At 34.4% G+C, this 21,578-nt stretch carries 18 protein-coding genes; 15 read left to right on the forward strand and 3 right to left on the reverse strand.

What is annotated here, in order from left to right:
- The first annotated feature begins 60 nt into the window (after window positions 1-60).
- Window positions 61-600 carry a hypothetical protein gene (locus BIW12_RS00375; RefSeq protein WP_071183290.1) on the forward strand — a complete coding sequence of 180 codons (540 nt, stop codon included), beginning with the start codon at window positions 61-63 and terminating at the stop codon, window positions 598-600.
- Window positions 601-988: 388 nt separating this feature from the next.
- On the opposite strand, the gene BIW12_RS00380 is transcribed toward BIW12_RS00375, so the two are convergent.
- A complete protein-coding gene (locus BIW12_RS00380; RefSeq protein WP_071183291.1) occupies window positions 989-1,609 on the reverse strand; it encodes a hypothetical protein in 621 nt (206 codons plus the stop codon).
- A 562-nt stretch (window positions 1,610-2,171) separates the two neighbouring features.
- Here BIW12_RS00380 and BIW12_RS00385 point away from each other — a divergent pair.
- From BIW12_RS00385 to argH, 13 genes are all read left to right on the forward strand, one after another.
- The gene (locus BIW12_RS00385) at window positions 2,172-3,641 is read left to right on the forward strand and encodes an MFS transporter (protein ID WP_071183292.1); all 1,470 of its coding nucleotides are present in this window, start codon (window positions 2,172-2,174) and stop codon (window positions 3,639-3,641) included.
- 249 nt (window positions 3,642-3,890) lie between these two features.
- The gene (locus BIW12_RS00390) at window positions 3,891-5,069 is read left to right on the forward strand and encodes a hypothetical protein (protein WP_071183293.1); all 1,179 of its coding nucleotides are present in this window, start codon (window positions 3,891-3,893) and stop codon (window positions 5,067-5,069) included.
- 449 nt (window positions 5,070-5,518) lie between these two features.
- Window positions 5,519-6,136: a GNAT family N-acetyltransferase gene (locus BIW12_RS00400; protein WP_071183295.1), complete on the forward strand. Its 618-nt coding sequence runs from the start codon at window positions 5,519-5,521 to the stop codon at window positions 6,134-6,136.
- Between the two features lie 84 nt (window positions 6,137-6,220).
- The gene (locus tag BIW12_RS00405) at window positions 6,221-7,414 is read left to right on the forward strand and encodes an argininosuccinate synthase (protein ID WP_071183296.1); all 1,194 of its coding nucleotides are present in this window, start codon (window positions 6,221-6,223) and stop codon (window positions 7,412-7,414) included.
- A 140-nt stretch (window positions 7,415-7,554) separates the two neighbouring features.
- A complete protein-coding gene (gene argC / locus BIW12_RS00410) occupies window positions 7,555-8,532 on the forward strand; it encodes an N-acetyl-gamma-glutamyl-phosphate reductase (protein WP_071183297.1) in 978 nt (325 codons plus the stop codon).
- 83 nt (window positions 8,533-8,615) lie between these two features.
- Window positions 8,616-9,755 (forward strand): aspartate aminotransferase family protein, encoded by a 1,140-nt coding sequence (locus tag BIW12_RS00415; protein ID WP_071186032.1) that lies wholly within the window; start codon window positions 8,616-8,618, stop codon window positions 9,753-9,755.
- Window positions 9,756-9,784: 29 nt separating this feature from the next.
- On the forward strand, window positions 9,785-10,981 hold the full coding sequence (locus BIW12_RS00420; RefSeq protein WP_071183298.1) for a glutamate-5-semialdehyde dehydrogenase: 1,197 nt from the start codon (window positions 9,785-9,787) through the stop codon (window positions 10,979-10,981).
- Window positions 10,982-11,225: 244 nt separating this feature from the next.
- Complete coding sequence (gene proB, locus BIW12_RS00425; protein WP_071183299.1) at window positions 11,226-11,987, forward strand: glutamate 5-kinase; 762 nt, start codon at window positions 11,226-11,228, stop codon at window positions 11,985-11,987.
- 63 nt (window positions 11,988-12,050) lie between these two features.
- Window positions 12,051-12,431, forward strand: coding sequence for a GxxExxY protein (locus BIW12_RS00430; protein ID WP_071183300.1), 381 nt, complete (start codon window positions 12,051-12,053; stop codon window positions 12,429-12,431).
- A gap of 171 nt (window positions 12,432-12,602) precedes the next feature.
- Window positions 12,603-13,556, forward strand: coding sequence for an N-acetylornithine carbamoyltransferase (locus BIW12_RS00435; RefSeq protein ID WP_071183301.1), 954 nt, complete (start codon window positions 12,603-12,605; stop codon window positions 13,554-13,556).
- Entirely contained in the window at window positions 13,543-14,331 is a 789-nt protein-coding gene (gene argB / locus BIW12_RS00440; RefSeq protein WP_071183302.1) for an acetylglutamate kinase, read from the forward strand. Before BIW12_RS00435 ends, argB begins: the two co-directional genes overlap by 14 nt.
- 83 nt (window positions 14,332-14,414) lie before the next feature.
- Complete coding sequence (locus BIW12_RS00445; protein WP_071183303.1) at window positions 14,415-15,491, forward strand: M20 family metallo-hydrolase; 1,077 nt, start codon at window positions 14,415-14,417, stop codon at window positions 15,489-15,491.
- A gap of 141 nt (window positions 15,492-15,632) precedes the next feature.
- Window positions 15,633-16,913 carry an argininosuccinate lyase gene (argH, locus tag BIW12_RS00450; RefSeq protein WP_071183304.1) on the forward strand — a complete coding sequence of 427 codons (1,281 nt, stop codon included), beginning with the start codon at window positions 15,633-15,635 and terminating at the stop codon, window positions 16,911-16,913.
- 73 nt (window positions 16,914-16,986) lie between these two features.
- On the opposite strand, the gene BIW12_RS00455 is transcribed toward argH, so the two are convergent.
- Window positions 16,987-18,189 carry an IS256 family transposase gene (locus BIW12_RS00455; RefSeq protein ID WP_071183305.1) on the reverse strand — a complete coding sequence of 401 codons (1,203 nt, stop codon included), beginning with the start codon at window positions 18,187-18,189 and terminating at the stop codon, window positions 16,987-16,989.
- Between the two features lie 191 nt (window positions 18,190-18,380).
- A complete protein-coding gene (gene ytxJ, locus BIW12_RS00460) occupies window positions 18,381-18,770 on the reverse strand; it encodes a bacillithiol system redox-active protein YtxJ (RefSeq protein ID WP_071186033.1) in 390 nt (129 codons plus the stop codon).
- 150 nt (window positions 18,771-18,920) lie between these two features.
- Between ytxJ and clpB the strand changes: the two genes are divergently transcribed.
- Entirely contained in the window at window positions 18,921-21,530 is a 2,610-nt protein-coding gene (gene clpB / locus BIW12_RS00465) for an ATP-dependent chaperone ClpB (RefSeq protein WP_071183306.1), read from the forward strand.
- The last annotated feature ends 48 nt before the right edge of the window (window positions 21,531-21,578 follow it).

The raw sequence follows: 21,578 nt of genomic DNA on the forward strand, positions 1-21,578 counted from the left end.
TATGATAAAGATGAAGAAGATGAAAACGATATGTTTTCACTTTACTATTCAACGAAAAAAATGTTGGAAACAGATCCTAAACAAGGATATAATGAACTCACAATTGACATTAGCAATATTGGTTTAGCTGCTGCTAAACAAGTTAGTTGGTCTTGGTTTGTGAATTTTAATGGAATTAAAAGCGTATTAGAATCAAAGAAAAACCCTTTAATTGATTGTGTTTTACACGAAAATGAAGTTTCAATTTCATCGAAAAAGTTAAATATTGATTGGTTTTATTTGGTTGATGATGAAAATTTTGGCAACTATTTTAATTTCATTTTACCATACTCAATTGAAAACAGAAAAAACACGATTAGAATTCCTCCAAGTTATTTGGACTTGTATTGGCTATACAAGGCGAAGGAAATTTTAGAAGATGACCATTTTAGTGATATGGAATATCCTCCATTGGAATTACACATAAAATATACAAATATGCATGGTAAAGAAATTGAAAAAACATTTTTATTATATATGACTTGGAGTTTTATGAGCAACCCGCTTAATCAACAAACTGAATTAGCAAAATTCAGGATTGAAATTGCAGAATCTAACTAAAAAAACTAACCCACGCTACCGCACAAATCCTTTCTTGTGGCATCTTGATTAACTATAATCCTTAATCCTAGAAATTATATTTGAAATAATCTTTCAAAAAGTTCTTCTGCCAGTATAACAAGTTTACGGCAAAAAAACAGCAAAATTCAACACTCAATCACACCATCAATAGACAATAAAAAAGAGTTAGCACTCACCAACTCCTTTTATTCAGCTTCCTAACACTTTTCCTTTACCAAATCTAACACCAGTTCAAATTGTTCTTCTCGTTTAGATAAGAATTATTAATTTCAATAGCTTCTTCGGGTTTTACTAAAGATAAATTGCTTCGGTGTGTATCAACATAATTGCGTTCTTCTACATCTTCCCCTATCGTTGAGTAAAAAATTTAATTTCGAGATTTCTTATCGATATCTTTCATAATCATCTGATAACATCCAATTACAATTCCTTTAATTGGTTTTGAAGTAGTTATTCCAGTATTATCACCCAATGCTCCCCGCACTCTTTGAGAATAAATAATCTGCGCGAGATTTAAATCATAAACTTCTAATTGAACAATGTAATGATTCCAATCTTTCGTATAATAATACTTATCAACTGTAAACCTGTCAACATATTTTCCCGCAATAGAATTTAAAGAGTGTTTTTTCTCATTAAAGTACTTAATATTTATAAAATAATCATAACCTGTTCCTTTTTTTAAATCTAAAATCATTGATTTACTTGGATTTAAAGGAACATTATTTGCTATTAAAAGTGAACTCTCATTTATCGAATTCACCAACCTATTATTTAAATACTTTGAAAAGTCTTTTACAACCTTTCGTGTCAGCTTATCTTTAACATCATAATCTACATCTATATTTCCCAAAAGCCATTTACCATTTGAAAAATCAATTCCAGTTGTTTGAGTTACTATTTCTTTTTGATAAATACCACGACTACAAGATGAAGAAGAAAAAAGAATAATAAGAAACAATAGAAAAAAGAGAACATTTTTAATCATTTTATTTTTTTTACAAAATTAAAAAAAATCTTATAAAAAAAACTATTCTCCTATTTCTAAAGTATTCCACTAGTACCTCTCCTTCAGATTGTGCTAGAATCCAGACCACGCACCAATCCTTTCGTGTGGTATCTTGATTAACTATAACAGTACAACACACACACACAGAACAACTTGCTAAGATCCTTCCCTGTCAGGATAACAAGTTTGCGGTAAAAGCTCTTAAAAACTCAAATCACAAAAATCATTCTATTTTACTACTTATTCAACAACTCCCCCAAACCATTATACACAGCCGGTTCCACAGCATAAGCATTAACTGTTTATCAAATCCCAACCAGGATCTTTTATTTAAAAGAAATAAAAAACTTACACTCGATAAAAACAAAAACATGTACAATTCAGTCGAAAACATGTAATATTTATGCGTTTCGTCGAAAAACCGACATTTTACTCCAAAAAAGAAAATTAAACTTTTTGAACTGAAAAAAAATAAAAATACATTTACGCAAAACATCACTAATAAAAAAAACACTAAACTAAAAAAATCAACTAAAAAATTATGAATTCTGAAAATTTACAAACCAAATGGGGGCAATTTATTTCCCTTGTTACCGTATTTTTTTTCTGGGGATTTGTTGGTTCAGCCAATGATATTTTGATACCGGTATTTAAAAAGGTTTTTACGCTGTCGCAGGTACAATCCCAATTAGTAGCTTGGGCGTTTTATGCAGCTTATTTTGTGGGTTCTATTATCTTTTTTCTGGTTTCTCTAAAATCAGATGTATTACAAAAATTTGGATACAAAAAAACACTGGCTGCCGGTTTAACTCTTTCTGCTTTTGGTTCATTTTTATTTGTTCCTGCCGCCACAATGGAAAGTTTTCCTTTCTTTCTAACCGCTTTATTCACCGTAGGATTGGGATTTTCGATTCAACAAATTGTAGCCAATCCATTGGCTATTAAAATGGGAAGCCCCGCAACCGGAGCGCATCGTTTAACATTAGCTGGTGGTGTCAACTCATTCGGAACCACTATTGGAGCTATTTTGTTAGGAATTGCATTATTTGGAATGGGAAGCAGCAAAGAAACAGCACTTTCGTTAGAAGATATCAAACTTCCTTTTATCATCCTAGGTTGCGCATTTATTCTGGTAGCACTTTTTATGCTTTTTTCTAAAATTGAAGATCCTGCAAAAGAAGAAGAAATAAAAATAGAAGCAGGTAATAAAAAATTTGCTATTAGCGATTATCCTCAATTGTATTTAGGAATGATTGCTATTTTTATTTATGTAGGAACCGAAGTGAGCATCATCAGTAATCTTCCCGCCTTATTAAAAACTGCCGAATTTGGAAATATCTTAGAAGAATCCATCCCTCCGTTTATTGCTTTGTATTGGGGAAGCTTAATGATAGGCCGCTGGAATGGAGGGGTAAACGTATTTAATACTTCCAAACTAACCACGATGGCACTTAAATTTATTGTTCCTGCCCTTGCTTTTGGAGTTATTATAGCTACCAATATTTTTGCCGAACACGAAGTCGATGCTTTCTATATCTATCCTATTTGGATTTTAATTTTTATCCTGATTAGTTTCATTGGTGGAAAAAATGCCGGAAAAACATTAATGCTTTTTGGTATTTCAGGATTAGTAATGATGTTAATGGGATTAATTTATCCGGATAGAGAAATTGCGAAATTCTTTTTTATCTCAGGAGGATTATTCTTATCTATAATGTGGCCTTCAATTTTTGACTTAGCCATTGCAGGTTTAGGAAAAAATACCGGAAAAGCTTCTTCATTCCTGATTATGATGATCTTAGGAGGCGGGGTAATTCCGCTGGTTCAGGGAAGAATTTGCGATTTTGACCTAAGCAACCCTGAGGGAATTTTTGGGATTTCCTGGACACATTTCTCCTACATCATACCTCTTTTAGGATTTGGCTATTTAGCCTTTTATGGTTTTTATTGCCCTAAAATCCTCAAAAAACAAGGAGTTTCCTATGTGGAAACCGAAGGCGGTGCTCACTAACACACAAACCTTTTTATATTTCCGAAAGCCATCAAATTCATTTTTGGTGGCTTTTTATTTGGCATAAAATTCATCAAAATTAATTCCCAAAAATCCTAAAGGGTGTAATTTCAATGAATTTCAAAGAAATTTCCCTCCGTTTAGGTACTAGGGAAAGAAAATTTCTTTTATTTAAAATAAATTCAAACAGCTACTTAATAATTCGAATAAATTAATTTTTTAAAAATATATTTGTCCAAAATTTTGACCATGAAAAAACACCTACTCTTACTTATCACTTTAATTTTCATAACTGCCTGTGGCGTAAAACAAACCCGCAATATGTTGACTTCAGGAAATTATGACGAAGCCATTGATAACGCCGTAAATAATTTGCGTTCGAATAAAGACAAAAAAGGAAATCAGGATTATGTATATCTTCTTGAAGAAGCTTTTTTTAAAGCCAAAGAAAGAGATTTAAACAGCTTGAACTTACTCGAGCAAGACAAAAATCCGTCTAATCTTGAAAAAATTTACAACACTTATATTCAATTAGACCGTCGTCAGGAAAAAATAAAACCTTTACTTCCTTTACAACTTCTTAAAGAAGGAAAGAATGCTAAATTTTCTTTCGACAATTACAACAAACAAATCGTTGAAAGCAAAAATGCCCTGTCTAAATATTTATATGACAACAGCAAAGCCTTATTAAAGTCAACTAACAAAATGGACATTAGAAAAGCTTATGACGATTTGGAATATTTAAACCAAATTAATCCTAACTACCAAAACACCTTACAACTGCAGGAAGAGGCCTTGATTAAAGGAAGATACTACGTTACCGTAGCCTTGCGCAATCAAACTAATATGGTAATTCCGGTGGATTTACAAAACGATTTACTGGATTTCAACACCCTTGGAATGAATGACAAATGGACAATTTTTCACAATACTTTACAAAAACAAATCAAATACGATTATCAAATTGTTGTTAATTTTAAAGATATCAACATCACACCTGAACAAATCAAAGAGAAAGAATTTGTAAAAGAAAAAATAATCAAAGATGGTGTCAAAGATCTTTTGGACAAAAACGGAAAACCGGTAAAAGACAGCCTTGGAAAAGTAATCAAAGTAGATAATTTAAAAACTATTGTGATTCGAATTAGGGAATTCAATCAGTTTAAAGCCTCTCAAATTACTGCTAATGTGGATTATATCGATTTTAAAAATAAACAGCTTTTACAATCTTTTCCACTGACTTCTGAATCTGTTTTTAAAAATGATTATGCCACTTACAAAGGCGATAAAAGAGCTACTGAAGAATCTTATTATTCTTATTTTAATCGAAAATTAGTTCCGTTTCCAAGTAACGAACAAATGATCTACAACACTGGTGAAGATTTGAAATCTAAATTGAAAGGGATTCTGGTAAAAAACAAAATTTAAAACCCTCAGAACTTCTCCTACCGAATAAAACACAATTATTTGATTTACAAACGTTTGAGTACAAAAACTCAAATGTTAAAATAAATTATAAAACCATGTTCAGTTTGAAAAATATGTGTACTTTTGCATCAATGAATTACAAAAGTGTACATATTACCTCATTGTCACGGATAGACAGGCCTGTTACTTCGCCCGAAGTACGGATACTTGTTTAGTATCTAAATACTCTTTGTCTAAATCAATTCATTATTTTTTATCAGTACCAAAATTGAAATTACAGCCATTATTTGTTGGATTTACATATCCTAAAAACAAAATTTTACACATTTTATATTCCTACATTTTTTCTTGTTGGTTTTATTATGTTAATTTTGCAGTCAATTTCAAAAAAGGTTCCGTATTAAAATATAATTATTTCACATTTTTTAACCCAAAATTCATCTTTTGAAATGAATATCTCTATTGTTATAGCTCAGGAAGAACATTTTAAGTATGCACAAATTATTTGTGATACTATAGAAACGTCTGCCTTATTGAGAGGAACCGGAATAGCAAAAAGAACTCCCGAATATGTCCAGAAAAAAATGGAAAACAGAGATGCCGTTATCGCATTGGATAAAAACGGTGATTTTGCAGGTTTCTGCTATATCGAAAGTTGGCAACACGGTAAGTTTGTTGCCCATTCTGGATTGATTGTACATCCTGATTTTAGAAATCTAGGTCTAGCCAAGAAAATTAAAACCTTTGTGTTTAATTATTCTTTGAAAAAATACCCTGGTGCCAAAGTTTTTGGTATCACAACCGGTTTAGCTGTAATGAAAATCAATTCCGATTTAGGATACAAACCTGTTCCTTTTTCTGAACTAACCAGCGATCCTACATTTTGGTCCGGTTGTAAAACCTGTACTAATTTTGAAATACTAAAAAGCAAAGATTATAAAATGTGTTTGTGCACCGGAATGCTTTATGATCCTGCCGAAAAACCAAAAGATCCACCTAAACATCCATTCAATGTTAGGATTTGGAACAGATTAAAAAAAATCAAGCAAGCATTGTTTTTAGAATAAGTAAAACGAATAAAATAAATTATATATAATCAGCTAAATACGAAACTTCTAAAAGAATAGTAAATAGCCCATAGATCAAGAAAAATGAAAAAAGTTGTATTAGCTTATAGTGGAGGTCTAGATACCTCATATTGCCTTAAATATTTAAAAAATGAACAAGGATATGAAGTTCACACCGTATTAATTAATACAGGAGGTTTTGATGATGCCGAATTAAAAGCTATCGAAGACAGAGCTTATGAGTTAGGAAGTGCTAAGCATGCTAACCTTACTATCTTAGATAAATATTATGACAAAGCCATCAAGTATTTAATTTACGGAAATGTCTTAAAAAACAATACCTACCCATTATCAGTAAGTGCTGAACGTGTTTTTCAGGCAATCGAAGCTATAAAATATGCTAAATCTGTTGGGGCTACTGCTATTGCTCACGGAAGTACTGGTGCAGGAAATGACCAAATTCGTTTTGATTTAATTTTCCAAACTATCGCTCCCGAAATTGAAATCATCACTCCTATCCGTGACTTAAAATTATCAAGACAGGAAGAAGTAGATTATTTATCTAAAAACGGAGTACACTATTCTTGGGAAAAAGCACAATATTCTATCAACAAAGGACTTTGGGGAACCAGTGTGGGAGGTAAAGAAACTTTGACTTCAAGCCAACCTTTACCAAGTGAGGCCTACCCTTCTCAATTACAAAAAGAAGGTGAAGAAAAAGTAATTTTAGAATTCAAAAAAGGAGAATTAGTTGCCGTAAACGGTGTAGCTGACAAACCTTCAAACAACATTGTTGTTTTAGAAAAATTAGCCAGTGCTTATGCTATCGGTAGAGATATTCACGTAGGTGATACTATTATTGGAATCAAAGGAAGAGTTGGTTTTGAAGCTGCTGCTCCACTGATTATCATCAAAGCACACCATTTGTTAGAGAAACATACTTTAGGAAAATGGCAACAATACTGGAAAGAACAACTAGGAAACTGGTACGGAATGTTATTTCACGAAGGTCAGTTTTTAGATCCTGTAATGCGTAACATCGAAACTTTCCTTGAAGATACTCAAAAAACAGTTAACGGAAAAGTATTTGTTTCGTTAAAACCATATCATTTTTCATTAGACGGAATCGAATCTGACAATGATTTAATGAATACCGGTTTTGGTCAATATGGAGAAATGAACAATGCCTGGACATCTGAAGATGCTAAAGGATTTATCAAAATCTTAGGTAATGCTCAAAACATATTTTCATCTGTAAACAATGAAACTTACGAGTAATTTTCATTAAAATAAAATATAAAAGTTAAAGTTTTTTCACAAAGACTTTGACAAACACTTTTTAAACCATTAAGAAATTAAGTTTCATAAAACTAAATGTATCTTAATTTCTTAATGGTTTAAAATAAAAAAAAGAGATTATGATTAAAGTTGGAATAATAGGTGGTTCGGGATATACGGCAGGAGAATTAATTAGAATTCTAATGTTTCACCCGAATGCTAAATTAGATTTTGTTTACAGCACTACAAACGCTGGAAAACCACTTTATGTGGCACACCACGATTTGATGGGCGACATCGAAATGAATTTTACAGATGTTATCAATCCTGATGTTGATGTACTTTTCTTGTGTTTAGGACATGGAAAATCAATTTCATTCTTGGAAAACAACAAATTCTCAGATAATACAAAAATCATCGATTTAGGAAATGATTTCCGTTTAATAAAAGACAAAGACTTTAACGGTAAATCTTTTGTTTACGGATTGCCTGAACTGAACAAAGCCGACATTAAAAACGCCAATTATATTGCCAATCCAGGTTGTTTTGCTACAGCTATTCAATTGGCTTTATTGCCATTGGCTGCTGATGGATTATTGACTGAAGATGTTCACATCAACGCAACAACTGGTAGTACTGGTGCGGGAGTTGGTTTAGCTGCTACCTCACATTTTAGCTGGAGAAACAACAATTTATCTCACTACAAAGTATTTGAGCACCAACATTTGGGCGAAATCAACCAAAGCATCAATCAATTGCAAGCGGATTACTCTGATGAATTAATTTTTATACCAAACAGAGGGGATTTTCCAAGAGGGATTTTTGCCACTTTATATACAAAATCGGAAGAATGTTTAGAAGATTTGGTTGCTAAATACGAAGCTTTTTATGCTGACCAACCTTTTGTAACGGTTACTACTACTAACATCAACATGAAACAAGTAGTACAAACGAACAAATGTATTATTAGTTTATTGAAAAAAGGAAACCGGGTTTTAATTACTTCAATAATTGATAATTTACTCAAAGGCGCCTCTGGTCAGGCTGTTCAAAACATGAATTTAATGTTTGGACTGGAAGAGACTACAGGATTGCATTTGAAACCAAGCGGATTCTAAAAAAAGTTTGTCGTTTATAGTTTTTGGTTTTATTCAACAACTATAAACGACAAACCAAAAACAACAAACTAAAAAATAAAAAAATGAACTTATTTGACGTTTACCCATTATACCCTATCACGCCTGTAAAAGCTTTAGATTGCACGATTACAGACGATAAAGGAATCGAATATTTAGATTTATACTCTGGTCACGGAGTAATTTCTATTGGACATACACAACCGGATTATGTTGCTAAAGTGAAAGAGCAACTGGATAATTTGAGTTTTTACTCAAATGCGATTCAGAATCCATTACAAGTAGAATTAGCCGAAAAATTAGGAAAAGCTTCCGGCTTAACTGATTTTAGCTTATTCCTTTGTAGTTCTGGTGCTGAAGCCAATGAAAATGCTTTGAAAGTAGCTTCTTTCCACACGAACAAATCAAGAGTAATTGCTTTTGACAATTCATTTCACGGAAGAACTTCTGCAGCCGTTGCTGTAACCGACAACAAAAAAATTGTAGCACCATTAAACGCGCAACAAGTTGTTACTTTCCTGCCTTTGAACCAAATTGATTTGGTAGAAGCAGAATTGAAAAAAGGCGATGTTTGTGCTGTAATCATCGAACCAATTCAAGGTGTTGGTGGTTTAGATCAAGGAACAACGGAGTTCTTTCAAGCTTTGGAAAAAGCCTGTGCAGCCCATGATGTAGTTTTAATTTTAGACGAAGTACAATCAGGTTACGGAAGAAGCGGAAAATTCTTTGCTTTCCAACACCACGGAATCAATCCGGATATTGTAACTACTGCTAAAGGAATGGGGAACGGTTTCCCTATTGGAGGGGTTTTGATTTCTCCTAAATTCCAGGCAAGCTACGGATTATTAGGAACTACTTTCGGCGGAAGTCATTTGGCTTGTGCTGCCGGTATTGCCGTTTTGGATGTTATCGAAAGTAAAAACTTGATAGAAAACACCAACAAAGTATCAGAATACTTTTTTGAAGCGATTAAAGTAATTCCTGAAATCATCAAAGTAAAAGGAAGAGGATTGATGTTAGGAGTTGAATTTGACTTTGACGTGAGTGCTTTGAGAAAGAAAATGATTATTGAAAAATACATTTTTACAGGTGGAGCTAACAATAAAAACTTATTGAGAATTCTTCCACCATTAACGATCACTACTGCTGCAATTGACGCATTTATCGTTGCATTACAGGAATCATTAGCCGAATTAAAAGCATAAGTTTTTTTAAACTTAAAAAATAAAACAAAATGAGTACTATTTTATCCATAGAAAAAAGAAACGCTGTATTGACTACGATGGCGGCTCTTTTAGAACAAGAAAGAGAAGCTTTGAAAGCCATCAATCAACAAGATTTAGCCAATTATAACGGTGAAGATTTGGCTATGGAAAAACGGCTACTCGTTGACGATGCCAAAGTAGACGGAATGATTCTTTCTGTGAAGCAATTGGCTGGTCAGGAAGATCCTGTGGGGCAGGTTCGCTATGAATTCACCCATGAAAACGGAATGAAAATCAGCAACAAGACTGCTGCTTTTGGAACAATTTTGATTATCTATGAATCCCGTCCGGACGTAACAGTAGAAGCTGGTGGAATCGCATTCAAATCAGGAAATAAAATTTTATTGAAAGGTGGAAAAGAATCGTTGCTTTCGAACCAAAAAATTGTGAGCCTTTGGCACCAAGCCTTAGAAAGCAATGGCGTAAGTACGGATTGGGTGGAGTATTTGAATTATGACAGAGTTCAAACCCAGGCTTTTCTTGAAAAACCAACGCAAAGAGTCGATTTAATTGTACCTCGTGGTGGTGAAAAACTGATTGAATTCACTAAAAAACACGCCAGTTGTCCTGTGATTGTAAGCGGTCGAGGGAATAATTTTGTGTATGTAAATGCCGATGCTGATTTAGATAAAGCGATGGCAATTATCATTAACGGAAAAACTTCAAACATATCAGTTTGTAATGCTTTAGATAAAGTTTTAATTGATACTAATGTTCCAAATTGGGAAGGTTTTGCTAATGAATTGGTAGCCAAACTAAAAGCATACAACGTAACTATTTTAGGTGATGATGCTTTTGCAAAAGCAACTCAGGTGCCTGCAATAGAAAACGATTTGATTTGGTACGAAGAGTTTTTGGATTACAAAATTGTCATTGGAACAATCGATTCTAAACAAGAAGCGATTGCTAAAATCAACAAATATTGTGGCGGACATTCGGCTTCAATTATTACCGAAGACAAAGCCATTGCACAAGAATTTATGGAAAACATTGATGCTTCATCCGTTTATCACAACGCTTCTACCCGTTTCACCGATGGAGGGCAATTTGGTTTAGGCGGGGAATTAGCCATCAGTACGGATAAATTACACCAACGTGGACCAATTGGTTTACAACATTTGGTAACCAATAAATGGTATATTTACGGAGACGGACAAGTTAGATAGCAGAAACCAGATTTCAGTTTGCAGTAATCCGTTGTCAGTTCGAGCGAAGTCGAGAACAAAAATGATTTAAGATTTTTGATTACAGATTTAAAACCCAAACTGTAAAAAATATAAACATGACTTTGTGAACTTTTTTACAAAGTAAAAGAATAAAAAACTTTGTGCACTTTGCGATTACTTAGTGTCCCCTGCCTGTCGGCAGACAGGTTTGTGGTTAAAAAAAGCCCTTTGCGGTTAAAAAAACATGGCAAAAAAAAGAATTTTATTAAAATTAGGAAGCAATACGCTAACCAAAGAAACCAATCATATTTCGAGAGGAAAGATTGAAGACATTGGTATGCAAATAGCCGCCTTAAACGATGAATACGAATTTATCATTGTGAGTTCAGGTGCTATTGCTGCGGCAAAACAATTTGTAAAGTTAGACAATAACGACAAAGATGTTTTTGTAAAACAAGCTTTAGCCTCTATTGGTCAGCCTCATTTGATGCGGATTTACAATGAAAACTTCAAGGATTTAGGATTAAATACTTCGCAGTGTTTGCTTTCTTATTCTGATTTCGAAAAAGAACAAACCCGAAAAAACATTGTCAATACCATCAACGTATTAGTTAAAAACAATTACATCCCCATTATCAACGAAAACGATACGGTAGCCACGGATGAAATTAAATTTGGTGACAACGATAAATTAGCCGCTTTGGCCGCTGTTTTATTAAAAGTAGATATTTTGATAATTGCCACCAATACCGACGGTTTTTACACTAAAGAATCAATGGACAAAGGAACTCCGGAAACAATTTTATCAGTAAAAGAGTTGAAGGATTTGGAAAAAGAAATTGGAGATTCTAAATCGTCACACGGAACAGGCGGAATGCAATCAAAAATAGAAGCCGTAGCCATCGCAAAAGAAGCTAATATTGAAACCTGGATTATCAATGGTTTGAAAGATAATTTTATCTTAAATGCCTTGAAAAATGAAATTGCATTTACAAAGATTATATAATTCTAGGACACGGATTATACAGATTCGCTAAAGCGAAAACGCTGATAAAACAGATTTTCTAAAATGGAATTATTACACGAAGAATTAACAAACCTAATTATTAAAACTTTTTATGAAGTTTATAATGAATTGGGTTATGGATTTCTAGAAAAAGTGTATCAAAATTCTTTGTATCTGGAATTAAAAAACAAAGGGCTTAAAGTTGAACCTCAAAAAAGAATTCCTGTTTTTTATAAAGGAACTGAAGTTGGAGAATATTTCGCTGATTTAATGGTCGAAGATAAAATTATACTCGAATTGAAAGCAGCTGATTACATTGTAAAAGAATTTGAAAATCAAATTCTAAACTATTTAAGAGCTACAGACTGTGAAGTTGGTCTTCTTTTAAACTTTGGAAAAAAACCAGAATTCAAACGAAAAATATTTGAAAATGACAGAAAATAAAATCCGTACTTTTGCTTCAGCAAATCTAAAATAATCTGCTCTTATCTGTGACTTCGCGATAGCGAATCCGTTTAATAAGCGTACAATTAACAAAAAATACAACAATCCGCTTTTATCTGTGTCTTCGCGATAGCGAATCCGTTTAATCAGCGTACAAATAAATAAAGAACAATGAACTTTATATCCATACAAAACATCGATTCACTTGACAAATGGGTGAAACAAGCGTTAAAAATCAAAAAAAATCCGCTTAAGAATAAAAAACTGGGAAAAAACAAAACCTTAGGGATGTTGTTTTTCAACTCTAGTTTGAGAACCCGTTTGAGTACGCAAAAAGCGGCTATGAATTTGGGAATGAACGTGATTGTAATGAATTTTAACAGCGAAGGATGGACTTTGGAATTCCAGGATGGAGTTGTTATGGATCAAGGTTCATCGGAACACATCAAGGAAGCCGCAGCAGTTGTTTCTCAATATTGCGATATCATCGCGATTAGAGCTTTTGCAGGATTGGTTGATAAAGAAAAAGACAATGCCGAAACCGTAATTTCCGGTTTCTTAAAATATGCTTCTGTACCGGTTGTAAACATGGAAAGTGCTACGGGACACCCAATGCAATCCCTTGCCGACGCAATTACAATGGCAGAACACAAAACCAAACACAGAGCAAAAGTAGTTTTAACCTGGGCTCCACATCCTAGAGCTTTGCCTCAGGCTGTTCCAAACTCTTTTGTAGAAATGATGCAAAAGCAGGAAAATATGGATTTTGTAATTACGCATCCTGAAGGCTACGAATTGAATCCGGAAATCACCAAAGATTCCAAAATCGAATACGATCAAAATAAGGCTTTCGAAAATGCTGATTTTATCTATGCTAAAAACTGGAGTAATTATAAAGAATACGGAAAAATTACTAATTCTGACCCAAATTGGACCGTTACTGCTGAGAAAATGGCTTTAACTAATAATGCTAAATTCATGCACTGTTTGCCTGTTAGAAGAAATGTAATTGTTACTGACGAAGTAATTGACAGCGAAAATTCTGTTGTCATCGAACAAGCAAATAACAGAACCTATTCTGCTCAATTAGTTTTGCAAAAAATATTGGAAAATGGAAAAAAGTAAGCAATCCTTATCCATCATAAAAATTGGTGGAAACATCATAGATAATCCAACGGAATTAGCTCATTTTTTAGCAGATTTTTCTAAGATTGAAGGAAATAAAATTTTGGTTCACGGTGGCGGAAAATCGGCTACTAAAATGGCGCAAAGTATTGGTTTAGTTCCTCAGATGATTGACGGACGAAGAATTACCGATAAACCTATGCTTGACGTAGTGGTGATGATTTATGCCGGAGAAATCAACAAAAATGTTGTTGCTCAATTACAGGCTCATAACACCAATGCAATGGGATTTTCAGGAGCTGACGGGAATTTAATTCAATCTACTAAAAGAGACCATCCAACGATTGATTACGGTTTTGTAGGCGATGTTCAAAAAGTGAATACTCCTTTATTGGAAACCTTAATCAATAGCGGAATTGTTCCTGTTTTCTGTGCTATTACACACGATAAAAACGGACAATTATTAAACACTAATGCCGATACAATTGCGAGCGAATTAGCCATAGCAGCATCGGAAGTTTTTGAAGTAACCTTGAACTATTGTTTCGAAAAAGCGGGAGTTTTAACCGATGTTGAAGATGAAAATTCGGTTATTCGCCAAATCAATTCTGCTCTTTATTCGCAATTAAAAGAAGAAGGAGCCATTCATTCGGGAATGATTCCTAAATTGGATAACTGTTTCAATAGTTTGTCTAAAGGAGTTCAAAAAATTAAAATTGGCCATCACAGAATGTTGAAAAACTCAGAGGCAATTTGTACGAGTATAGAATTATAATTAATTTGCCACAAAGACGCCAAGACACAAAGAAATAATTTAAAACTTTGCGACTTTGTCTCTTCGTAGCAAAAAAATAAAATATGAAAAACATAGAAACTCTTATACAAGAAGCCATTGCGTTATTAAAATCACTGATTCAGACGCCTTCATTTTCGAGTGAAGAAGAGCAAACAGCACTTTTAATCGAAAATTGGTTTACTCAGAATAACATTCCTTTCGAAAGAGAAAACAATAATGTTTGGGCTTACAATAAACATTTTGATAAATCCAAACCGACACTTTTACTCAATTCGCACCACGATACTGTGAGACCAAACCAGGGTTATACTAACGATCCATTTGAAGCAAAAGTAGAAGACGGAAAATTATTTGGTCTGGGAAGTAACGATGCCGGAGGATGTTTAGTTTCGCTAATTGCCACATTTACTCATTTTTATGCCAATGAAAACCTGCCTTACAATATTGTAGTTGCAGCTACCGCAGAGGAAGAAAGCAGCGGAAAAAATGGTTTGAATAGTATTCTAAAACATTTACCGGAACTGGAATGTGCCATTGTTGGTGAACCAACCTTAATGCAATTAGCCGTAGCCGAAAAAGGATTATTGGTATTAGATGTGGTTGTTAAAGGGACGGCAAGTCACGCTGCACACAACAATCCTGACAATCCTATTTACAATGCCATGCCGGTAATTGAATGGTTTAAAAGCTATCAATTTGAGAAAATATCTGAGGTTTTAGGACCTGTAAAAATGACTGTAACCCAGGTTACCGCCGGAAAGCAACACAATGTTGTTCCTGCTGAATGTCATTTGGTTGTCGATATTCGTGTGAATGATTGCTACAACAATACCGAAATTTTAGACACAGTAAGAGCAAACGTAAATGCTGAAGTGACTCCACGCTCCATGCACTTAAACGCTTCATCAATCCCAGTTTCACACGGATTGGTACAAGCAGGAATCGCTTTGGGAAGAACCACTTATGGCTCACCTACCCTTTCGGATCAATCGGTTTTATATTGCAAGTCTTTAAAACTGGGGCCAGGAGAAAGCTTACGCTCACACTCGGCTAACGAATTTATATATGTAAACGAAATAGAAGAAGGAATCGAATTGTATATCAAAATACTAACTGATTTTTTTAATAATATTAAGTAGCTAATCCCGCTATTCGCTACAATCTTTTATTTTTTAAAGAAAAAAATAAAAGGATTTTCGCTGCTATCGGGGCAAAAAAATAAAAACTTTGCGAATCCCTGAGTGTTCTCAGTGTATCTCTGCAAAACAAAAAACAGAATTATGAAACTTTGGGAAAAAGGAATACCAACAGATAAACAAATCGATTTATTTACTGTTGGAAACGATCGTGAATTAGATTTGATTTTGGCCAAACATGATGTTACAGGAAATATAGCTCAGGCAAAAATGCTTGCTAAAATCGGCTTGATTACCCATCAGGAATGTGAAGATTTACTAGGTGCATTGGCAGAAATTCAGGAAGATATCAAAGCTGGAAATTTTACTATCGAAGATTCATTTGAAGATGTACATTCAAAAGTTGAATATTTACTTACCCAAAAAGTAGGCGATGCCGGAAAAAAAATACACACCGCCCGTTCTCGTAATGATCAGGTTTTAGTGGATATGAACCTGTACTTAAAAGAAGAAGTTCTACAATTAAAACAGCAAGTAAAAGCACTTTTTGATTTATTGATGGCTTCTGCCGAAAAATACCAAAACGTATTACTACCAGGTTATACACATTTACAAATTGCAATGCCTAGTTCATTTGGAATGTGGTTTTCTGCTTATGCCGAAAGTCTAATCGACGATATGAGTATGCTTAATGCTGCTTTAAAAGTAGTAGATCAAAATCCGTTGGGTTCTGCTGCAGGATATGGTAGCTCCTTCCCTATTGACAGAACTTTTACCACAAAAGAAATGGGTTTTAGCACTTTAAAATACAATTCCGTTGCGGCACAAATGAGTCGTGGAAAATCTGAGAAAACAGTTTCTTTTGCAATGGCAAGTGTTGCAGGTACGCTTTCAAAATTTGCTTATGACGTCTGTTTATATATGAGCCAGAATTTTGATTTTATTGGTTTACCGGCAAATCTGACTACAGGATCCAGCATTATGCCTCATAAAAAAAATCCTGATGTATTTGAGTTAATTCGTGGAAAATGCAACAAGATTCAGTCATTACCATATGAATTAACCTTAATTACCAATAACCTACCAAGTGGTTACCACAGAGATTTACAACTTTTAAAAGAAGGTGTTTTCCCTGCGATTCAAAACTTAAAAGCCTGTTTGGATATTGCTATTTTCTCCATTCCGGATATTAAAGTAAAAGAAAATATTTTAGAGGATAAAAAATACGATTATCTATTTACTGTAGATACTTTGAACGAAATGGTTTCGGCTGGAATCCCATTTAGAGATGCCTACAAAGAAGTAGCTTTGCAAATTGAAGCCGGAAATTACAAATCACCAAAAGCAACAAAACATTCACACGAAGGAAGTATTAATAATCTTTGCTTGAATGAGATTAAAGAAAAAATGAATCTGGCTTATTAAAAGAGAGATTTATTCAAATAAAAAAGGACACTATCCCAAAAAGTGTGTAAGTTGAAAAGTTAAGGCTTCGTTTTTATAATCGGAGCCTTTTTTCAAATATAAGGGTAAATTGGTTTAAAACAATTCCCCAATTTTGAATAGGCATTGACCATTTTTTGGTCGCTTCTCTTAAAGCCAAAAATACCGATTTTAATACAGCATCATCTGTTGGGAACGACATTTTATTTTTAGTGTATTTTCTAATTTTTCCGTTTAAGTTCTCGATTAAATTTGTTGTATAAATGATTTTTCTAATTTCAATTGGAAAATCAAAAAATACGGTCAATTCATCCCAGTTATCTCGCCAGGATTTAATTGCATAAGAATATTTGGATTCCCATTTGTCTGCAAAATCGTTTAAAGCCAACTCTGCTGCTTGTTTTGTTGGAGCGTTATAAATATGTTTCATATCGGCAGTAAATTGTTTTCGATCCTTCCAAACGACATATTTACAAGCATTTCTAATTTGATGAACCACGCAGATTTGTGTTTGAGATTCAGGGAAAACACTTCGGATTGTTTGAGTAAATCCATTTAAATTATCGGTAGCTGTAATAAGTATATCTTCAACGCCACGGGCTTTTAAATCAGTCAAAACACTCATCCAAAAGCTACTGCTTTCATTCTTACCAAGCCACATTCCTAAAACATCTTTTTTACCATCTCTGTTAAGCCCTACAGCTAAATAAATAGTTTTATTGATAACTTTCGAACCTTCTCTAACCTTAAAAACAATACCATCCATCCAAACAATTAAATAAAGCTCTTCTAGTGGCCTGTTTTGCCAAGTAACTACTTCATTTGTAATTGTGTTGGTAATACGTGATATAGTCGAAGAAGACACTTCAAAATCATATACCTCCTTGATCTGTTCTTCAATATTACTAACACTCATGCCTTTAGCATAAAGTGAGATGATGACATTTTCAATACCTTGGGCTATATTTTCTCTTTTAGGAACAAGCAGGGGATTAAAGGAAGAATCTCTGTCACGAGGAACTTTGATTTCTTGTTGACCAAAAGAGGTCTTTATTTTTTTAGTTCCGTGTCCGTTGCGATAATTACCCTTAGTGGTTTTATCGTGTTTTTCATTGTCTAAATGAGCATCAAGTTCGGCTTCGAGCATATGTTCAACAGCTCGTTTGTGCATCGTTTGAAAGAATGAGGTTAAATCTTCTGCATTCTTGAAGGATTTATAGAAATCCTTGTTGTTTAATAAGTCGTCTTTGTCAATCATAATTATGTAAGGTTAAAAATAACAAAAAGTTATTTCCGAAAAATATTTTTGAGCTTTTTAAAGGAGCTCAAATATTTTTCAGAATAACTTTTCAACTTACACAGTTAGTGAGACACTACCTAAAAAAGCTACGAATTCACGAATTATAATGTATTAATTCCTGAATTCGTGGCTTTTAATTTATTATATTACTACAACTTATCACTCAAATCTCCTGCATCAATATCCGAATGCGAAGCATCATAAACTGATTTTCCATCTTTAATCAAAAGAATTTGTGGTGACTCGTGATACACATTAAAACGATTAGCTATTTCATTCGAAATCTCACGGTAGTTCAACAAATCCAGAAAGTACGGCGTAACTTCTTCTCCTAAATTGAATTCGTTTTCAAACTGTTTCAACGCCATTCGGCTAACACTACAACGGGTGCTGTGTTTAAAAATCACCGCTGGTTTCTCATTCGAATTAAAAATAATTTCACCTAACTGATCCACATCTGTTAGCAATTCCCAATTTATTTTGCTTTCCTGTTGTTTTGGAGTTTCCTCACTCCCAAAGAAATTTTTTAAAAAACTCATATTTTGACTTATTTTCTGACTTTTTGACATTTAAAACTGATAAAAATCATTCTTTTTGTGTCTTTTTGTCCGTAATTTTACTATGGAATATAATTTGTCCCAACTCCTGCAAAGTTAAGTAATTAGTTTTAACCAAATCTATAAAACAAAATGAACATCAATAAATTCACAATTAAATCGCAGGAAGCCATTCAGCTTTCGCAACAGTTGGCTCAAAGCAATGGTCAACAACAAATAGAAAACGAACACATTTTCAAAGCTATTTTTGAAGTAGATGAAAATGTAGCACCTTTTATTTTGAAAAAACTCAATGTCAATGTGCCTTTATTTTTGCAAATTTTGGATAGCACCATTCAAAGTTTTCCTAAAGTTTCGGGTGGAGACATCATGCTTTCCAGAGAAGCCAATAAAACGTTGAACGAAGCCGAAATAATTGCGCAAAAAATGAACGATGAATACGTTTCTATCGAACATTTAATCTTAGCTATTTTTGCTTCCAAATCTAAAGTAGCACAGATTCTAAAAGATCAGGGCGTTACCGAAAAAGGATTGAAAGTAACAATCGAAGAATTGCGTAAAGGCGAAAGAGTAACCTCAGCATCAGCCGAAGAAACCTATAATTCCTTGAACAAATACGCTAAAAACCTCAACGAATTAGCCCGTAGCGGTAAACTGGATCCCGTTATTGGCCGTGATGAAGAAATTCGACGTGTATTACAAATTTTAACCCGACGCACAAAAAACAACCCAATGCTGGTGGGAGAACCTGGTGTGGGTAAAACCGCCATTGCCGAAGGATTAGCACACCGAATTGTTGATGGTGATGTTCCTGAAAACCTAAAGGAAAAAATTGTGTATTCGCTTGACATGGGAGCTTTGATTGCGGGTGCTAAATACAAAGGAGAATTTGAAGAACGCTTGAAATCAGTGGTGAAAGAAGTAACTTCTGCCGAAGGAGATATTGTACTTTTCATTGACGAAATCCACACGCTCGTTGGTGCCGGAGGTGGTGAAGGTGCGATGGATGCGGCTAATATCCTGAAACCTGCTTTAGCACGTGGAGAACTGCGTGCTATTGGGGCAACCACCTTGGACGAATACCAAAAATATTTTGAAAAAGACAAAGCCTTAGAAAGACGTTTTCAAAAAGTAATGATTGAAGAACCCGATACCGAAAGTGCCATTTCGATTCTGCGTGGTATTAAAGAAAAATATGAAACCCATCATCAGGTACAAATTAAAGACGAGGCAATTATTGCGGCTGTGGAATTATCGCAACGTTATATTACCAACCGTTTTTTACCAGATAAAGCCATCGACTTAATGGACGAGGCCGCTTCTAAAATCCGTATGGAAATCAATTCAAAACCAGAAGAGCTGGATGTTTTGGATCGAAAAGTAATGCAATTAGAAATCGAAATTGAAGCCATCAAACGGGAGAACGATGAAAGCAAACTCAAAATTTTAGGAATGGAATTAGCCAACCTAAAAGAAGAGCGCAACAAGATTTTTGCCAAATGGAAATCAGAGAAAGATATTGTAGAAAACATACAGGCGGTTAAAAAAGAAATTGAAGATTTTAAATACGAAGCCGAACGTGCCGAACGTGACGGTGATTACGGAAAAGTAGCCGAAATAAGATACGGAAAAATCAAAGAAGCTCAAGAGCGTTTGGAAACTTTTGGTAAAGAATTACAAGAAAACCAATCCGGTGGAAGTTCTTTGATAAAAGAAGAAGTTACCCGGGAAGACATTGCCGAAGTGGTGGCCAAATGGACCGGAATTCCGGTTGTGAAAATGCTTCAGGGAGAAAGAGAAAAACTCCTGCATCTGGAAGAAGAATTACACCGTCGTGTGGTAGGTCAGGAAGAAGCCATTGAAGCTGTGAGTGATGCTGTACGCCGAAGCCGTGCCGGATTGCAGGACATGAAAAAACCTGTGGGTACCTTTTTGTTCCTGGGTACAACTGGTGTAGGTAAAACGGAATTGGCCAAAGCTCTGGCAGAATATTTATTTGACGATGAAAATGCCATGACACGTATTGATATGAGTGAGTACCAAGAACGCCATGCCGTAAGCCGATTAGTAGGTGCGCCTCCGGGATATGTAGGCTATGACGAAGGCGGACAATTAACCGAAGCGGTTCGTAGAAAACCCTATTCTGTTATTCTGTTGGATGAAATTGAAAAAGCACATCCCGATACCTTCAACATCTTATTACAAGTGTTGGACGAAGGACGTTTGACAGACAACAAAGGACGTTTGGCCGATTTTAAAAACTCGATTATCATTATGACTTCTAATATGGGAAGCCAGATTATTCAGGAGAAATTTGAAAATCTAAAAGGTGGTCTTGAAGCCGCAACCGAAGCTGCCAAAGTAGAAGTTTTAGGCTTATTGAAACAAACCGTTCGCCCCGAATTCATCAACCGTATTGACGAAATCGTGATGTTTACGCCGTTGAGCAATGCTAATATTGCGCAAATTGTAGGTTTACAACTGAAATCGGTTACTAAAATGCTGGCACAACAAGGCATCACTATGGACGCCACTCCGCAAGCTATCGATTATTTATCCGAAAAAGGATTTGACCCGCAGTTTGGTGCCCGACCAGTAAAACGTGTGATTCAAAGAGAGGTTTTGAACCAGCTGTCTAAAGAAATTCTGGCTGGAAAAATCACTACCGATAGCATTATCCTTTTGGACGCTTTTGACGGTCAATTGGTTTTCAGGAATCAAAGTGAAACAGAAGAAGTTTAAGTATTAGTCATTGCTTCGTTCCGATAGTTATTGAAACGAAGCAATCTC

Source organism: Flavobacterium commune, from assembly GCF_001857965.1.
GTDB classification, from domain to species: Bacteria; Bacteroidota; Bacteroidia; order Flavobacteriales; family Flavobacteriaceae; genus Flavobacterium; species Flavobacterium commune.

Excerpts from the sequence above, each read along its gene's own strand:
- BIW12_RS00375 (WP_071183290.1), top strand. The coding sequence starts at position 61 with ATGTTGGAAACAGATCCTAAACAAGGATATAATGAACTCACAATTGAC.
- BIW12_RS00380 (WP_071183291.1), bottom strand. The coding sequence starts at position 1,609 with ATGATTAAAAATGTTCTCTTTTTTCTATTGTTTCTTATTATTCTTTTT.
- BIW12_RS00385 (WP_071183292.1), top strand. The coding sequence starts at position 2,172 with ATGAATTCTGAAAATTTACAAACCAAATGGGGGCAATTTATTTCCCTT.
- BIW12_RS00390 (WP_071183293.1), top strand. The coding sequence starts at position 3,891 with ATGAAAAAACACCTACTCTTACTTATCACTTTAATTTTCATAACTGCC.
- BIW12_RS00400 (WP_071183295.1), top strand. The coding sequence starts at position 5,519 with ATGAATATCTCTATTGTTATAGCTCAGGAAGAACATTTTAAGTATGCA.
- BIW12_RS00405 (WP_071183296.1), top strand. The coding sequence starts at position 6,221 with ATGAAAAAAGTTGTATTAGCTTATAGTGGAGGTCTAGATACCTCATAT.
- argC (WP_071183297.1), top strand. The coding sequence starts at position 7,555 with ATGATTAAAGTTGGAATAATAGGTGGTTCGGGATATACGGCAGGAGAA.
- BIW12_RS00415 (WP_071186032.1), top strand. The coding sequence starts at position 8,616 with ATGAACTTATTTGACGTTTACCCATTATACCCTATCACGCCTGTAAAA.
- BIW12_RS00420 (WP_071183298.1), top strand. The coding sequence starts at position 9,785 with ATGAGTACTATTTTATCCATAGAAAAAAGAAACGCTGTATTGACTACG.
- proB (WP_071183299.1), top strand. The coding sequence starts at position 11,226 with ATGGCAAAAAAAAGAATTTTATTAAAATTAGGAAGCAATACGCTAACC.
- BIW12_RS00430 (WP_071183300.1), top strand. The coding sequence starts at position 12,051 with ATGGAATTATTACACGAAGAATTAACAAACCTAATTATTAAAACTTTT.
- BIW12_RS00435 (WP_071183301.1), top strand. The coding sequence starts at position 12,603 with ATGAACTTTATATCCATACAAAACATCGATTCACTTGACAAATGGGTG.
- argB (WP_071183302.1), top strand. The coding sequence starts at position 13,543 with ATGGAAAAAAGTAAGCAATCCTTATCCATCATAAAAATTGGTGGAAAC.
- BIW12_RS00445 (WP_071183303.1), top strand. The coding sequence starts at position 14,415 with ATGAAAAACATAGAAACTCTTATACAAGAAGCCATTGCGTTATTAAAA.
- argH (WP_071183304.1), top strand. The coding sequence starts at position 15,633 with ATGAAACTTTGGGAAAAAGGAATACCAACAGATAAACAAATCGATTTA.
- BIW12_RS00455 (WP_071183305.1), bottom strand. The coding sequence starts at position 18,189 with ATGATTGACAAAGACGACTTATTAAACAACAAGGATTTCTATAAATCC.
- ytxJ (WP_071186033.1), bottom strand. The coding sequence starts at position 18,770 with ATGAGTTTTTTAAAAAATTTCTTTGGGAGTGAGGAAACTCCAAAACAA.
- clpB (WP_071183306.1), top strand. The coding sequence starts at position 18,921 with ATGAACATCAATAAATTCACAATTAAATCGCAGGAAGCCATTCAGCTT.